This is a genomic window from Bradyrhizobium sp. AZCC 1588 (genome assembly GCF_036924735.1).
Classification (GTDB): Bacteria; Pseudomonadota; Alphaproteobacteria; order Rhizobiales; family Xanthobacteraceae; genus Bradyrhizobium.
In genome coordinates, this window is record NZ_JAZHSC010000001.1 from 1,399,029 (window position 1) to 1,416,510 (window position 17,482).

The following is a 17,482-nucleotide window of genomic DNA, read 5'->3' on the forward strand; positions in this document are numbered from 1 at the left end:
TCACTGCCCCGCCGCGATCAGATCCTGGAGCTCGTCGGCATCGAACTCCTGCTCGATCAGCCTGATCGATACGACGCGTGCGAATGACGCGAGGTCGGGATGAACGAACAGGTCTGAGACAGGAATCGACACGCCGATCTCCTGAGAGACCCGGCTGAGCACCCGCACCGCCAGCAGTGAGTGTCCTCCGAGCTCGAAGAAGTGATCGTTGCGTCCGATCTGCTCGACGCCGAGCAGTTCGGCCCAGATCTTCGCCAGCGCGATCTCGATTTCGTCCTCGGGCGCCTCATAGCCGCGGTGGGCTTGGGCATCCTCGTGCGGCGACGGCAATGCGCGACGGTCGATCTTGCCATTGGGGGTCAGCGGCAATTGCTCGAGCACCACGATCATCGATGGCACCATGTAATCGGGCAGGATGGCCGACAGCGCATCGCGCAAGGCGCGGCTGTCAAGCGTCGGCTCGCCGCTCGCATAGGCGATCAACTGACGGCCGGTCCTGCTCTCGCGCGTCACCACGGCCGCCGCACGTACGCCACGCTGCTCGAGCAGTGGCGCCTCGATCTCTCCCAGTTCGATACGGAAGCCGCGGATCTTCACCTGCTGGTCCGCACGGCCGACATAGTCGATCACGCCGTCCACCCGCCACCGCGCAAGATCGCCGGTACGGTAGAGACGCCCGCCGCTACCGCCGAACGGATCCGGGATAAATCGTTCTGCCGTCAGCGCGCCCCGGTTCAGATAGCCTCGCGCCAATCCAATGCCGCCGATGAACAGCTCGCCGGTGACACCAACGGGCACGATGTTGAGATCGGCATCGAGAATGTAGGCGGACCTGATGCCAACGGGCCGTCCGATCGGCGCCGGCTGGCCTGGCGTCAACGCGGCGTCATCGACGAGCCACGCCGTCGGCGCGATCACCGTTTCGGTCGGGCCGTAGGCGTTGACCAGAAGGTCGACATCGGCGGCCTGGCGAAGCGCTTTGATTCCGCTATCCGACCAGGCCTCGCCGCCGACAATGCACGCCCTGATCGCAAGCCGGCGCCGACTCTGGCACAACGCTGCGCTCATTTGATCCGCATAGGCCGGCGGCAGAAAGATCGTCGAGACCGAGTTTCTCGCAATCTCATCGACGAGGTCGTCGATCAATAGACCTGGCCTGGACGGCAGCACGACCGAGCCACCTGTCATCAGCGGCACCAGCCAGCGCTCGTGGGCAATGTCGAAATTGATCGAGGCCGACTGGAATTCCCGGTCGCGCGAAGTCATGCGGTACAAACGGCCGATCGCTTCGCAATGCATGGCCAGCGGCCCATGCGTTACCGCCACGCCCTTAGGCGTCCCGGTCGAACCCGACGTGTAGATGACGTAGGCCAGACTATCCGGGTGAATCTCGACATTCAGATTGGCTGTATCTTCGCCGACTGGCCGCTGCGGCTCGTCGATGCACCAGGCTTCGACGCCGGTCTCGCGCAGCACCGGCGCGAGAGGTTCGAGCAGCGCGCTTTGCGTCAATACCAGTGTCGCCGCACTGTCGCGCAGCATGTAGCCGAGCCGCTCGGCCGGATAATCCGGATCGAGCGGAAGATAGGCGCCGCCTGCTTTCAGAACGGCCAGGAGCGCTATCATCATTTCAGGGCTGCGCGCCAAGGCGATGCCGGTCAGGCGATCCGGACCGGCGTCCCAGTGGCGAAGCCGCCGCGCGAGTTGGTTGGCCCGGGCGTTCAACTCGCCATAGCTCAGGCGCTGGTCGCCCCACACAATCGCAAGGGCAGAAGGCGCCCGCACGGCTTGCGCTTCGATATGCGCAACGACGCCGACATAGGAAGCACCTGTCGCCAAACGGCCGGCACCGCTCCATTCCAGAATTCGCCGGGTCTCATCACCGGCGGATAATCCGAGATCGCCGATCGGTCGCTCCGCATTGGCCGCGATCCGCTCCAGCAATCCGTGCAGGATGTCCCGAAGGCGCCGGATGGCAACCTCATCAAAGCGGGCGCGGTCGTAATTGAACTCGAGATCGAGCCGTTCGCTTCCGGCAAACACGGCAACCGCCAGCGCATAATTTGTCGGCGTCACATGTTGCACCCGTCCCACGCGTGGGCAGCTCTCCCCCGTTCGCCGCAGCGCCTCATCGATCGGATAGTTTTCGAACACCAGAATGCTGTCGAACAGCGCCTGCCCGGCTTGGCCGGCGAGGCGCTGGATTTCGTAGAGCGGCGTCCAGCCATGCTCGCGCAGAGCCAGGTTCTGCTCCTGCAACTGACGCAGCCAATCGCCAGCTCGCGCTTGCGGGCTTGGTGCGTCGACAATCGGCAACGTGTTGATGAAGAGGCCCACCATCTCCTCGGAGCCCGGCAGGTCTGCCGGACGACCCGATACAGTCACCCCGAAACAGACGGCGGCCTGCCCCGAATGCCGCCGCAGCAACTGCGCCCACGCCGCCTGAACGAGCGTATTGAGCGTCACGCGCTCGCGCTTCGCAAATGCCTTCAGCCGTTCGGTCAATTCCGCATTCAGCGAAAGCGCAATGCTGGCGTGTCCCTCCTCCGATGCCTTGTTCGTAACCGGCGCATTCGCCAGCAAGGTCGGCGCTTCGAGCCCTGCCAAAGCGTCGCGCCAGAATTTCTCGGCGCCTGCGTGATCGCGACCTTGCAGCCATGCGATGTAGTCGCGATAGCTGCCCTGTACGGCCGGCAGTGTTCCCCCGCTCACATGCCGAAACACCTCCGCAACCAGCCGCGCCGAGCTCCAGCCGTCGACAAAGATGTGGTGATGGGTCCAGATCAGCCAGTGACGCTCGTCGTCGAGCCGGATCAAGCGCACCCGCTGCAACGGCGGCTGGGAGACGTCAAAGCCGCTCTCGCGCTCCCGCCGCGATGCTTCTGCCAGCGCGGCATCCAGTTCGGCGCGTCCGCCACGTTCCAGCGCTGCCGTCCGGCTGCGCCAATCCTCTTCGACGAACGGCACCGTCACATGACGGTGCACGACCTGCTGGGCCGCGCCTGACACGTGCTGCCAGACAAAGCCGGTCCGCAAGGCCGCATGCCGGTCACTCACCGCTTGCCACGCGGCTCGAAGCTTGTCGGCCTCGAAGCCGAACAGCTCGAGCCCGACCTGGTTGACATAGGCATCGTTGTCGCCATCGCAGACTGCGTGAAACAGCATGCCCTGCTGCATCGGCGAAAGCGGATAAATGTCCTCGATGCTGCGGAGATCGAAAATCGTCGCCAACCGATCGAGATCGGCCTGGTCGAGGCCGGACAACGGGACGTCCGAAGGCGTGAGACCAACGGCCCCGCTGCAGCAATGCGCCACCAGTTCGCACAGGGCCGTTTCGTAAAGTTTCGCCAGCCGCTCGACCGTCTCTCGCCGATAGCGCTTTCGTCCATATCCGAACGACAAGTGCAGACGTCCCTCACGCACCAGACCGGTGATGTTCAGCCATCCCCGCAAGGGCGCAATGGCGCTGCGCGACGCACCCGCGCTCTCGGGCGCGAATCCGAACAGCGAGGAAGCCCCCACACTGCCGTCGAAGCGGCCGAGATAGTTGAAGACGACCTGCGGCTCCGCCAGTTGCGCCAGCGCGTTGCGCTGGTGTTCGGAGCCGAGATAGCGCAACACGCCATAACCAAGCCCGCGGTTCGGGATCGCGCGAAGCTTCTCCTTCACCGCCTTGATCAGGGAGGCGTGGTCGTCCGACCCGCCTTGCAGCCGCACCGGGAAGGCTGTCGTGAACCAGCCGACCGTGCGGGAAATATCCGCTCCGGGAAAAATGTCCTCGCGGCCGTGACCCTCGAGCTCGACCGTCACATCGTCGCGCTGGCTCCAGTGCGACACGGCACGCGCCAGGCTCGCCAGCATCAGATCGTTGACCTGCGTCCGATAGGCCGACGGCGCCTCCTGCAGTAGCCTCGACGTCACCTCGGTATCGAACACCAGTGATACCTCTTCGCCGTCGCCGACCCGATCGACGCCGCCATGATCATCGTCGCATGGCAGGCTTGGACCCGCCGCACCATCGAGCCAGAACGGCAGTTCGTCGGCAAGCTCGCTGGTCGTCGCGTAGGAATGCAACCGCTCGCCCCAGGACGCATAGGACTCGCTCTTCGGCGGCAGCGTTACGACGGCGTCTCTCTTTAGCTGGTCGTACGCCGAGGCCAGGTCTTCGAGCAGGACCCGCCAGGATACGCCGTCGACAACCAGATGATGGATCACGATCAGCAGCCGCTGACTGCCGTCCGCAAGGTCGATCGCCACCGCACGCAGCAAACGACCCGAGGACAGCGACAGGCTTTCCTGCGCGGCCGATGCAATCGCGGTGACCTGTGTCGCATCTCCGACATCGGTACGAATCCACAGCAACTCCGACGGTGATGGCGGAATGCCCAGCGCTGTGCGCCACGCGCCGTCCACCTGCGCGAACCGCAGGCGCAACGCATCGTGATGATCGACGATCGTCGTCAGCGCGCGCCGCAGCGTCTCCCAGTCGATCCGCGTTTGCGGCTCCAGCAGCACCGCCTGGTTCCAATGGCTCCGGTTGCCGATGTCTTCGCTGAAAAAGCGTGCCTGAATTGGCAGCAAATGACGCATGCCGGTTGCCGCACCGGTCGATACCTTTGCGGCAGAACTCTCTTTCCCTGCCGCAGGTGCTGGCGCGACGGCGGCGACGCTTGCCAACCCCGCCACGGTCTGCTGGCCGAACACCTGCTTCGGCGTCAGGCGAATGCCGCGCTTGCGCAGGCGTGCGATGATCTGCAGGCTGAGAATGGAATCGCCGCCAAGCTCGAAAAAATTGTCGTTGCGGCCGATGCGTTCGCGACTGAGCACCTCACGCCACACCGCCGCAATCTGTTCCTCAGTGTCCCCCATCGGCGCGGAATAGTTCGCGGCGACCACATCTCCCACCGGCTCGGGCAGCGCCTTGCGGTCGACCTTGCCGTTTGGCGTCAGCGGCAGCCGCTGCAGAACAGTGATGTGCGACGGCACCATGTATTCCGGCACCACCGCGGCCAATTGCTGCTTGATCACATCCGGCTTCGGCGTGGCACCCATCGCGGGCACACAGTACGCAACGAGTTCCTGGCATTCGGCGCTGTCCCCGATGGCGCGTGCGACAACCACCGCGTCGTCGATCCCCGGCAGCCCCTTGATCGCGCGCCCGACTTCACCAAGCTCGATGCGATAGCCGCGTAGCTTGATCTGATCATCGCCACGGCCGAGGAATATCAGCCGGCCTTCCCGATCGCAGCGAACGCGATCACCGGTGCGATATAGCCGCTCTCCAGCCGGCCCAAACGGATCCGGAATGAAGCGCTCGGCGGTCAAGCCGGCCTCGCCACGATAGCCCCGCGCGACGCCGGCGCCTCCAATATAGAGTTCGCCGGCTACGCCGATCGGAACCTCGTTGAGCGCGTCATCCAGAACATGCGCGCGCAGATTGGCAAGCGGCAAGCCAGTCGGGATCGCACCCGTCTCGCTCGCGGGGTCACATTCATGCGTGACCGCGCCAACCGTCGTTTCCGTCGGTCCGTAGTGATTCAGAATTCGGCATTGCGGCCGTAACTGCCGGATCTCGTTCAACAGTGCGGGATCGCTGGCCTCGCCACCGAGGATCAGCGTATCGCTGGGCAGGAGATCGGCCGAGCGCGAAGCCTTGAGCAGCCCTCGCAGATGGCTGGGCACGATCTTGAGAATGCCGACTTCGCCGTCCCGCATGACTTTCGCGAACGCATCCGCATCGAACACCACTTCGGGCGGCAACAAATGCAGCGTCGCGCCGGAGGCGAGCGCCCCGAACAGAACGGTGTGGCCGAGATCCGCCGCCACGGTCGAGACCATCGCCATGTTCGCCAAACGCTGCGGCTGCAGGCGTTGCAGCAGGGCCTGCACATAATTGGCCAACGCGCCGTGTGAGACGGCGACGCCCTTCGGCGTCCCGGTCGATCCGGAGGTATAGATGACGTAGGCGGTCTGCGCCGGGTGGATCAGATTGTCTGATGGCGCGCTCGATGTGTCCTCGCGCGCCGCCGCTTCGGCTTCCGCATCGAGCACAGTGCAATCAAGTGCACGCACTTCGGCCAGCTTCTCGCCGGCCGCCAGCACGATTTCGATGCCGCCGTCTTGCAGGATGCGCCTGATACGTTCCAGCGGCCATTTCGGATCGAGCGGCACATAGGCGCCGCCCGCCTTCAGCACACCAAGCAGCGCGACAACAAATGCCGGCGAGCGCTCGATCCACAGCGCAACCGGCACCTCGCGCGTCACGCCCTTGCTTGCAAGCATGTGAGCGATGCGGTTTGACTTTTGCTCCAGGTCGACGAATGTCAGCGTCTCGCTGCCGCACCGGATGGCGACCTCGGCCTGGCGATCGATCGTCGACGCGCGATGAAGACCGACCACATCGGTGAACCCGAACACGGCGGCCTCGCTCGGCACGACCTGCCGGTTCGCATCGTCGATGACGAAGTCCGAAATCCGTCGTTCCGCATTCTCCGCGATCTGGCGCAGCAATGAACCGAACTGCGCCGCCAGCCGCGCGATCGTCGGGGAATCGAACAGATCAGTGGCGTAGTTGAACGTTACCTTCATGCCGCCAGAGCCATCGACGACATCGAGCGCGAGATCGAAATGCGATCCCGCGAGGTCCATGATGTCGATCTCGGCGGTGAGCCCCTCGACGCCGTCGAACCCGCGCGGCGCCGTCATGTAGTTGAACTTGGCCTGGAACAGCGGATTGTGCCCACCGCTTCGTTCAGGGCGCAGCCCGTCGACCAGCATTTCGAACGGCAGATCCTGATGCGACAGCGCCTCGATCACCGCGTCCTTGACCTGCTGCAGCAGGTTCGCGAAGGTTGCTTCATCGGCAACCTCGGCCCGCAGCACCAGCGTGTTGATGAAGCAGCCAATCAGCCGCTCGAGCTGCGCGTGACGACGCCCCGCGACCGGCACGCCGACGCGCAAATCGCTCTGCCCCGTATAGCGATGCAACAGCGCCTGATATGCACCGAGCAGCAGCATGAAGACGCTCACCCGGTGTTTTGCGGCGATCTCCCGCAGCCGGGCCGCCAGCGCGCCGTCGATGGCAAGGCCGACCGTATCGCCGGCATGACTTTGCGTAGCCATACGCGGCCGGTCATGGGGCAGAGCCAACACGGGGTGCGCGTCGCCCAGCTTTGCACGCCAATAGGCGAGCTGCCGATCTCCCTCGCCACAAGCGAGCCAGTTTCGCTGCCAGACTGCGAAATCCGCATATTGCATCATCGGCACCGGCGGCCGGCCTGCGTCTTGTCCGATGCCGTTGCGGTAGAGTCCCGCCAGCTCTTCGAGCATCACGTCAAGTGACCATCCATCGACGACGATGTGATGAGCAAGCAGCAGCAATTCGTGCGCATCATCTGCGAACTGAAGCAACACCGCCCGCAATAGCGGCCCATTGACAAGGTCGAACGGTTTTCCGAGTTCGGACCGTCTGACCTCCGCCGCGTGTTCAGCGGGACATCCGCGGAGATCCTGGTGCCTGATACCGACGCCGAGGGCGTCGTGAATAACCTGCCTTGCGCGACCATCCGTTGCAACGAATGTGGTGCGCAGCACCTCATGACGCTGAACGATTTCCGCAATCGCCTGTAACAAGGCGGTATGGTCGAGCTTTCCCTTGAGCCTGATCGTGCTCGCGACCGTGTAGGCCGTGCCATTGGGGTCCAGATTCCAGAGAAACCACAGCCGCTCCTGCGCATGGGACAAGGTCGCGCGGTCGGCCGGCGCTGCCCGCTGGATCGGGGGAAGCGCCCTCTTCGCGCCGTCGCGCTGCAGCGCGTCGATATGATCAGCGAATGCGTCAAGCTTCGGCGCGTCGAAAAAGCTGCGCAGTTCCAACTCGACGCCGAAGCGTTCGCGGAGCGCGGCAGCTATCTGGCCGGCCGAGATCGAGTTTCCACCCAGTACGAAGAAATCGTCCTCGCGGTGCACGGCCCTTACGCCCAGCGCCTCGCACCAGATCGACGCCAGCGCGCGCTCGGTGTCGGTCGCGGGCGCGGTCAGCGTCGCGCCATCGCGACGTCGGCCTCTTTCGAAGACCATAAAACTGTCGAGCGTGTTGTTGGCCCAGCCGGCGGCGCAGGCGGAGCGCTGCAGTTTTCCGCTCGTCGTCAGCGGCATCGCTTGCGGATTCAACAGGACGATGACGGCCGGATATTCCTGCGCCTGCCGCAGCACGGCCTCGCCGATTCCCTGGGCGAGAGCCTCGGGACGCTCGCGCTTGAGAACGGTACGGCTGAATTCTGCCGCGACGCCGATGCTTTCCCGTCCATCGATCTCGACCGCAAACGCGGCAACCCGTCCGCTACGGACGGATTCGACCTCGGCTTCGACCGCCTGCTCGACGTCAGTCGGATATACGTTCTGGCCGCGAACGATCAGCAGGTCCTTGAGCCGGCCCGTTACGATCAGCGCGCCGTCCTGAATGAATCCGATATCTCCGGTACGCAGCCAGCGCATGCCGTCGTGCTCGACGAAGGCTTTTTGCGTGGCCTCAGGATTGTTCCAGTATCCGAGCGCGACACTCGGGCCCGCGACCCAGATCTCGCCGACTTCGTCGGCCGGCGCCGCAGCCGCCCCGTCGATGCGCATGATGCGCGTGACGTGGCCCGCGACCGTCCGGCCGCACGCCACGAGATCGGTGCCCTCGTCGGCTGTTGCGACGCGGCCCGCCGCAAGCGCCGCCGTATCGAGGGTATGGCTGACAGTCTTGGTCGAGAGGTCACCTGCCGTCACCAGCAGCGTCGCCTCGGCCAGGCCGTAGCAGGCGTTCAACGCTCGTCGATTGAACCCGGCCGGCTCGAATCGTTCCGCGAATCTGCGGAGCGTGCTGCTGCGAACAAACTCCGAGCCTGAGAATGCGAACCTCCAGCGGCTGAGATCGAGCCGGCCGATCGTCTCGTCGGAAATGCGGTCGGCACACAGCGCGAAGGCAAAGTCAGGTCCGCCACTGAGCGTACCGCCGTGACGATCGATGGCTTCAAGCCAGCGTCGCGGCCGCTCGAGAAAATTGCGTGGCGACATCAGGACGGCGGTAAAGCCGGTAAACAGCGGATTCAACAACCCGCCGATCAATCCCATGTCGTGATAGAGCGGCAGCCAACTCACGAAGACGTCGTCGAGCGCCCCTCGGGTGACGGCCTCGATGGCCTTCTCGTTGGCCGTCAGGTTCGCGTGCGAGACGCAAACGCCTTTCGGCTGCGAGGTCGATCCGGACGTGTACTGCAGGAAGGCAACCGCATCTGCCTCCGGCCTCGTCTCACGCCACTCTGCAGCGAACGCCGCCGGTATCGCATCTACCGCGATGATCTCTGCTTTCGCCAGTTCGGGAAGTGCTGCTTCCACCGCACCAACCAGCGCGGCTTCCGTCAGGATGAGGCGGGGCGTCGCATCGCGCAGAATGCCGTAGAGACGCCCTGCATAGCGTTCGGCGCCGCCCTCCGGCGGATAGGCCGGGACGGCGATCACCCCCGAATAAAGGCACGCATAGAAAGCCACGGCATAGTCGAGGCCGCTGGGCAGCAGGATAACCGCGCGCTCGCCCGCGCCGCCCAATTGCTGCAGCCGGGCTGCGACGGATCGAATCCGGGCGTCGAGACCGGCAAACGTCAACTCTTCGGCGACGCCGTCTCCCTCCAGGAAGCGCAACGCGACCCCGTCCGGGCGTAACGCGGCATGGCACCGTAGTCGTTCGACGAGATTGTCTCTGTACATCTTCTCGAATCCAGTCCGCCCGCAACCGACGATTCTCGTCGCCCGAAATGCCGATCAGCCCTGCCGATGCGCTTCCGCCATCGCAACGATCACCTTGCGCGGTCCCTTGAACGGCGCGCGCGCATGCGCGGTGAGCATGTTGTCAAGCATCACCACATCGCCGGCCTGCCAGGGAAAGCTGATCTTGTGCGTTTCGAGAATGTTGCGGACGGTGGCGAGCGTCTCGTCGTCGATCGGCGAACCGTCGCCGTAGAGGACGTTGCGCGGCAGTTCAGTCTCGTCGCCGACCACGTCGAGCAAGCTCTCGCGCACTTCCGGCTCGAGGTTGGAAACGTGAAACAAATGGGCCTGATTGAACCAGACCCACTCTCCCGTCACCGGATGCCGTGCCGTCCCCTGACAGATCTGGCGGGTGCGAAGCTCGCCGTCTTCCTTCCATTCGCATTCGATGTCGTGCCCGGCGCAGTAGGCCTCGACCTCCGACCTCGTCTCGGTACCGAACACCTGCTGCCAGTCGACGTCGAGCCCGTTGCCGTAGTTCCGCACATACATCACGCCCTTCTCGGCGAAACGCTCCCGAATCGCCGTCGGCATGTCGCGATAGATGGCGCGGCTGTCGGCGATCGGCGTTTCGCCGCCCTCCTGCGCCGGCTGCATGCAATAGAACCAGATCTTCATCGGCCAATCGCGCGTATAGGCCTGCTCGTTGTGCAGCGGAATGTGCTGGTGCGGCGGATATTCCGTGGAGGTGTAGACGCCGGAGGTGACCTGCGAGCGCGGCGTCGATCCGAACTCGTAGGTGAGCAGCGGATGACCGAAATCGGCCGCGAACGCCCGGAACGCGTCAGGCCCATCGAGAGAGAAATCGCGAAACACGATGCCGCCGCAATCGGTCAAATGCCGATCGATGGTGTCGCGTAGCATGGGAAGCGCCGCACCGAGCGGCTGCCCGGCCTTGTCGGCCTTCAGCAACAACGGAAGACGCTTGCCTTCAATGAGTGGCTGGACGGAGAATACGCTCATGATCCTCGCTCCGATGCGAACCGATCGATCGCCCCGACCGTCGGGCCAGGGCCGATCCGATCAGGCCGAGCAGTTCGGCTTGCTGCGTGTGAATGAAGAAGTGATGGCCCGGCAGCATGTCGAGCGCGAATTCCGCCGACGTTTCCCGCCGCCAGGCTTGTAGCTTTTCGCGGCTGGTCTCGTCGTCGGCGCCGCCGAAGACGTGCACGGGACACGACAACGGATGCCGCCGCCGATAGACATAGGCGCCGCACATCAAAAAATCGGCGCGGAGCACCGGCAATGCCGATCGCATCAGCTCGGCATTCGACAGCGCCTCATCCGGCGTGCCCTGCAGATCGCGGAGCTCCTTCAGCAACGCTTCGTCGCTCAATGGCAGGCGCCATTTGCTGCCGTCTCGAACGGCCGGCGCCTCAGCGCCCGAGGCAAAGAGAATAGCCGGCGCAGGCGCGCCGCGATCACGCAGGAAATGCGCGAGTTCGAATGCAATCAGCGCGCCGAGGCTATGTCCAAACAGTGCATAGGGCGCATCAAGCTGGGCGTGAAGTTCGGCAGCGAGCTGCCATGCAAGCGCGTGGGGGTCGGTCGCCAGCGGCTCGTCCATGCGTGCGCCGCGCCCGGGCCACTCTATCGGCCGGACATCGATCCATGACGGCAAAAGCCTGCGCCACCGCGCATAGAACATGGCGCTGCCGCCGGAGTAAGGCAGACAAAGAAGCCGCATCGGAAGACAAGGCTCCGTTGGCTTAAGCCGACTTCTGCGGCGCCGTCCCGTCCATGAATTTGCGCAACGTTAGCGGGCGCATGTCGGTCCACACCTGCTCGATGTGTTCAAGGCATTCCTTCTTGCTGCCGGTCTTGCCCACCGCTTTCCAGCCGCTCGGAATATCCTTGAACGTCGGCCAGATGGAGTATTGCTCTTCGTGATTGATGACGACGGTGAAGGTGACGTCGTCTCTGTCGAACACCATCATGGTTCGGTCCCTCTTCAGAAAACGAAAGCAATGGCGTGTTGACTAGGTCAGAAGCAAATCATGGTCAAAGCAATATCGACGACGAAGTTTTTAATAGCTCCAAGGTGGCGATGGCGTGACACGATGCAACCTCCGCGCTTGCGCGGCCGGCGCGCATGAAAAGTGACTGATGGCAATGCGATGCGCAGTTTCTTGCAATTCTAACTCGCCAGGCGGGAACCTTTTTGATTTTCGAAATCGCACATCCAGCGCGCGACGATTTTCATCGCATTGTCATCAATTTCGATGCGTCAGTTTTGCGACAACACTAGGTCAAAGAAATGCCGCCGCGGATGAGATCCGCGGCGGCATGAATTGCAAGCGATTGAACTGCGCAGCGTTCAGAAATTGAACGTCGTCGACAAGAGATAGGTGCGCGGGGCACCGAGGGATACGGCGCTGCTTACCGTGCGATAGGAGTTCCAATAAGCCTCATTGAAGACGTTCTCTACATTGGCGCGAATGACGATTGGCTTGCCGTTCCAGGGTGACAGGAAGGTGTAGCGCGCACCGAGGTCGACCCGCGTCCATGCCGGCAGCTCCTGCGTATTCGCATCGTTGGCATAACTCTCGCTGGTGTGAATGACCCGGCCGGTCAGCGTAAGCCCGTCCACGAAGGGAGTGTCCCATTCGGCGCCAATATTGAGATTCAACGCCGACACACCCACGGGCACCTTACCGTTGAAGTTGAAGACCGATGATCCAACCGAGGTCGATTGCTTGATCACTTCGCCATCGATGAGAGTGACGCCGCCCAGGATCCGAACAGTCGGCGAAATCTCGCCGAAGGCGTGGAGCTCTACGCCACGATTTTGCTGCTCGCCAGCAAGTCGCCTTGCAGGCAGGGTCACTCCCGGTACGGCGACCGCTATTATGTTAGGGCTCGTGATATCAAACCAACTCGCTGTGACGGTAACGCGGCCCATGTCGACTTTGACGCCGGCTTCCTTCTGCTTCGTCTGCGCGGGCGGAATGATTTCTCCGACGTTTGAATACGTCGTGGCTCCCGTTACCACTTCTGGCGCCTTGAGGCCTTCGATGTAGTTTGCGTAGAGCGAGACGTTCTCCAGCGGCTTCACGATTACCGCATAGCCGGGACTCCAGGTTGGAACATCGACGCTCGATTTGGCGCCAGTCAGAAGGTTTGCACTGTCCACTGCCGCCGTCTGTCGTCTGGCTCCAACGATGAACTGGAGTCTGTCATTAAACATCGACATCGTGTCGGCGATGCCGACACTGGTAAGCCTTGTCTGAGTTTGAAGATTTTGGGCGACAGTCGTGAAGTTCGGGTAAGGGATCGAGACCGGATTGTACAGGTTTGAATTGACAGCCGCACCTGCCCTGCCGAACGAACTGTAATCCCGCTCGAAGGCCGAGTAGTTGACGGTCAGGAGATGGTTGATGGGCCCAGTGTCGACCGATGCGCGCAGCCCGACCTCACCCGCATAATTGTCATAGACGTCGCGTCCATTGAAAGGAATGGCCGTCCAGTTGCCATTGGCGCTCGTGATGCGCGGCGACGCATAGATGTAATCGATCTCGCTCTTGTGGTATCCGAGCGCGCCATATGCAGTGACCGACTCAGTCAGATCGACTTCGCCGCGCGTCATCGCGAACGTATCCCTCGGTTTCCATGTGGCCCAATCCGGCATGTAATTGGTGCCGGGCTTTGGTGCGGCTGGAACCGGAATGGAGGTCGGAAAAGGAGGGCTGGTGTTGAACGTCAGGAACCGCAGCGGCGGATTAAGATTTTCGGCCTGGTAACCGATATCCGTGGAGAAGCGCACACGCTCGCCCCGGTAGTCGAGATTGAGTGCGGCGTTGCCGAACTCGGAGGTCTGCCGGTCAAACGCGGTCGATCCACCTCGCCCCTCGCCATTGAACCGGATTCCCCATTCCTTGTGTTCACCGTAGCGCCGGCTCACATCAGTCTGCAGTCCGAATTGGGACTTTGACCTATAAAGTGCGGTCAGCTCCGTAATATCGAAGTCGGGAGCGCTCTTCGTTACCAGGTTAATGCTACCACCGTTGGCGCCCGCAGGCGGCATGCCGGTGAGCAGCACGCCCGGGCCTTTCAGAACCTCGACACGTTCGAGGAAATTCGCCGACGTTGAATAGAACGGCGCCATTCCATAGAGGCCGTTCATGGAGTAGTCGCCGCTGTCGTGGTAGAAGCCCCTGATGTAGAGGCCATCGATGCCGTTGCCGGCGGGCGTCTTCATCCGGACCGACGGATCGTTGTACAGGACATCGCCGACGGTGCGCGCCTGCTGGTTCTTAATCAGCTCCGCAGTGTAGCTGGTCTGGTTGAACGGCGTGTTCATAACGCCGCGATTACCGAGAAATCCGAGCCGGGATCCCGTGGCAACCTGCCCACCCGCATAGGGTGCGGGCGGAGCACCGAGCGCGCCAGTCGTAGGCGTCACATACGGCACCGGCTCCACCCGACGCGGCGCCGGCGCTGCGACACGGCGCTGCACGCGCGACGTCGACGTTTGCGTTCTCCGTGCTGGGGCTGAGCGCGCGCGTTGCTGGGTTGGAGCATCGACGGTGACGGGCGGCAAATTCTGCGCGAAGGCGCTCGAGCCGCCGGCAACATCCAGAGACAGCGCAAGATAGCTCACCGCTCCCAGCGAAACAGCGCGCATAACATTTCTGGCAGCGACTCGATGCGTCATACTTCCACCCCAAAGGCCCACAAGCAGGTTCCGGCCCGTTCTAACTTCTGAGGTGGAAACGGCGAGTAGAAGCCATCTAAGGTAACGAAGCGTGCACATAACGGATTGCGTTAGTTGCGATGAGGCAACACCTCACGCTCTTCGAATTGTTCTAAATCGCATGAAGTTTTTAAGCGTTCTAATTTTGTGAGGTGAACGCGAAGTCGAATGCAGCGGTCGGCCGAGTCGTGATGCTTTGTTGTGCAGCGATATCAGGAAATCGATTCGCGCCACATCAACCCAACAGATTGCGCAACGCGCGGATGAAGACCCGCGAGCCGACTTCGATCAACTCGTCCGGAAAATCATAGTCCGGCGCATGCAGGCCGGCATGATCCCGACCGGCGCCCAAGAAAAACATCGCAGACTTCGCTTGCCGGTTGAACAGGCCGAAATCCTCGGAGCCGCGCAGCGGCAGGCCCCGCGTGGAGTGCGCGATCCCTTCGGCATCTAGCGCGCTCTTCAGATGAATGACCGCCTCGGGCGCGTTCATGCAGTGAGCGAAGACGTCGCGATAGGCGATCTCCACTTTCAGCCGCTCGTCTTCCGCAACGCGCCGAATCAAATTCTCAGCCTGCAAGCGGATGCTTTCCATCTTTGCGTCCGTCAGCGTTCTGAGCGTCAACCAAAGCTCGGCGTGCCCCGGCGAGATGCCAAACGCCGGCTCACCCAGCCGCGCGTGGGTGACCGTGACCATCGAGAATTCGCTAGTGAACTCGCCGCCCTGTCCCAGCGCAGGGATTTCGTTCAGCAGCCGGACCATGGCTCGTTGCGGCGAAACGCCGAGTTCCGGATTCGACGCGTGCGCCGTTCGGCCGAACAATGCGATCTGCATGCCGCGCGAGGCGCAATTGACCAGGCCTTCCGCGATGGCGACTTCGCCCAGCGCAAGGCCCGGCAGGTTGTGCAAGGAAAACACGAAGTCCGGCTGCACCTGCTGAAATTTTTTGTCGGCAAGCACAGAAGCCGCGCCCGATCCATCCTCTTCAGCGGGTTGGAACAGCAACACGGCCCGCCCACAGCGGGGACGCGTTCGGCAGAGATCGCGCGCCACGGCTGCGAGGATCGTCATGTGACCGTCATGGCCACAGAGATGCGCTTTTCCCGGCACCTCCGACCGATGCGGAATCACGGATGTCTCTTGAATCGGCAGTCCGTCCAGTTCGGACCGAAGCATGATCGTCGGGCCCGGCGCACTCCCTTCATAGATCCCGGCCACGCCATGTCCGCCCAGTTCGGTAATGATCTTGTCGGCCCCGGCTGCCCTGAGAAACGCCTGTACGGTTTGCGCCGTCTCCTTCTCCTGCCCCGACAATTCCGGCCTGCGGTGCAGTTGGCGGCGCCAGGCAACCAGTTCGGCCAGATCCTGTTCGAGCAAGAACATGAGCTATCCCCGGGTTCGTGACCAGTTTGGCGGACGTTGAAAAATTCATCGATCGTACGCAATCTGATTCAACCTCTCCTTCGAGATGTTCCAAACGACTCGATCCGCCGGCAGCGACGGAGGCAAAAGGAATTCGTCTCCGGGAGAGCGCGGCATAAGCCGTCAAACCATTGCGCAGGGAATGCCGGAATGCTCTGGCTGTACCTGTATGCTCGTGTGCGCATTTTCTTAGCGCTACTTGCACACGAGACCGCGGGTGCGAGCCGGCACCCGGCATTCCCTGCATCCTCCCTTTCGAGGGTGAAACTGGCAAGCCCCGGACGCCATGCGCCGCGGGAACGCATATCTATGCTCGGCTTTGGAAGGGGAATCAGCGGTTGACTTGGGAACCGCCAGCAATCAGAAAAAGTCCTGAAAAATGAATGGCAAGCGCAAATGGTCGGAGTGGCAGGATTCGAACCTGCGACCCCTGCGTCCCGAACGCAGTGCTCTACCGGGCTGAGCCACACTCCGACTTGGAACGCGGCTTATAGCCTTGGGTTTCGGCGACCGCAAGCAGCCGAATTAAGGAAATTAATCACAGTGAATGTTGGCCTGAAAACCCAGATTTTGCCCGCCGGCGAGGCCGCCGTGGCGGCTGCCGCGCGTGCGCTTTCAGAAGGCGGGCTGGTGGCGTTCCCGACCGAGACGGTCTACGGCCTCGGCGCCGATGCCACCAATCCGGCCGCGATCGCCCGCCTCTACCAGGCCAAGGGCCGGCCGGCCTTCAACCCGCTGATCGCCCATGTCGGCGATGTCGCCGCCGCGCGGCAGATCGCCCGGTTTGACGCGGCTGCGACGGCGCTGGCCGAAGCGTTCTGGCCCGGCCCGCTGACGCTGGTGCTGCCGAAGACGGAAGCTTGCGCAGTCGCCGATCTCGCGACCGCCGGCCTCGATACGGTCGCGGTCCGCATTCCGGCCCATCCGGTGGCTCGCGACATCCTGCGCGAGTTCGGCGGCCCGGTGGTCGCGCCGTCCGCGAACATCTCGGGCCACGTCTCGCCTACCACGGCCCTTCATGTGCAGAGCGACCTCGCGGGGCGGATCGACCTGATCGTCGATGCCGGCGCGGTCGAGGTCGGCGTCGAATCGACCATCGTCGGCTGCTTTGACGCGCCGATGCTGCTGCGCCCCGGCGGCCTGCCGCGCGCCGAGATCGAGCGCGTGCTGGGCCGCGCGCTGGTGCAGCCGCCGGCGGGCACTGAGAGCGAAACCGGCCAGCCGCTGGCGCCGGGCATGTTGGCCTCGCACTACGCGCCGCGCGCGCGTGTGCGGCTCAATGCGGCCGCGCTCGAGCCGGGCGAAGCATTGCTCGCGTTTGGCCTCGGAGCAATTTCCGGAATTGACGCCGCCTCGAGCGTGATGAATCTGTCGGAGCGCGGCGATCTCGACGAGGCCGCCGCCAATTTGTTCGGCCATCTTCGCGCGCTCGACGCCAAGGGCGCGCACACGATCGCGGTGATGCCGATTCCGAACGAAGGATTGGGCGAAGCCATCAACGACCGGCTGCGCCGCGCGGCAGTTGGGCGAGAATGAACGGTCGGGAATGAAAGAGA

Annotated in this window: 7 protein-coding genes and 1 tRNA gene; 1 reads left to right on the forward strand and 7 read right to left on the reverse strand. The window is 63.1% G+C overall.

Annotated elements, in window-relative coordinates:
- From V1277_RS06520 to V1277_RS06550, 7 genes are all read right to left on the reverse strand, one after another.
- The gene (locus V1277_RS06520) at positions 1-9,750 is read right to left on the reverse strand and encodes an amino acid adenylation domain-containing protein (RefSeq protein WP_334415491.1); all 9,750 of its coding nucleotides are present in this window, start codon (positions 9,748-9,750) and stop codon (positions 1-3) included.
- Positions 9,751-9,804: 54 nt separating this feature from the next.
- Positions 9,805-10,773 carry a TauD/TfdA family dioxygenase gene (locus V1277_RS06525; protein WP_334415492.1) on the reverse strand — a complete coding sequence of 323 codons (969 nt, stop codon included), beginning with the start codon at positions 10,771-10,773 and terminating at the stop codon, positions 9,805-9,807.
- On the reverse strand, positions 10,742-11,497 hold the full coding sequence (locus V1277_RS06530; protein ID WP_334415493.1) for a thioesterase II family protein: 756 nt from the start codon (positions 11,495-11,497) through the stop codon (positions 10,742-10,744). Before V1277_RS06530 ends, V1277_RS06525 begins: the two co-directional genes overlap by 32 nt.
- 22 nt (positions 11,498-11,519) lie before the next feature.
- Positions 11,520-11,747 (reverse strand): MbtH family protein, encoded by a 228-nt coding sequence (locus V1277_RS06535; RefSeq protein ID WP_334415494.1) that lies wholly within the window; start codon positions 11,745-11,747, stop codon positions 11,520-11,522.
- 380 nt (positions 11,748-12,127) lie between these two features.
- A complete protein-coding gene (locus V1277_RS06540; RefSeq protein WP_334415495.1) occupies positions 12,128-14,434 on the reverse strand; it encodes a TonB-dependent receptor in 2,307 nt (768 codons plus the stop codon).
- Between the two features lie 304 nt (positions 14,435-14,738).
- Positions 14,739-15,887, reverse strand: a complete 1,149-nt coding sequence (locus tag V1277_RS06545; protein ID WP_334415496.1) for an amidohydrolase — start codon at positions 15,885-15,887, stop codon at positions 14,739-14,741.
- A 436-nt stretch (positions 15,888-16,323) separates the two neighbouring features.
- Positions 16,324-16,400: transfer RNA gene (locus V1277_RS06550), tRNA-Pro, on the reverse strand.
- Between the two features lie 69 nt (positions 16,401-16,469).
- Here V1277_RS06550 and V1277_RS06555 point away from each other — a divergent pair.
- Positions 16,470-17,462, forward strand: a complete 993-nt coding sequence (locus V1277_RS06555; protein WP_334415497.1) for an L-threonylcarbamoyladenylate synthase — start codon at positions 16,470-16,472, stop codon at positions 17,460-17,462.
- The last annotated feature ends 20 nt before the right edge of the window (positions 17,463-17,482 follow it).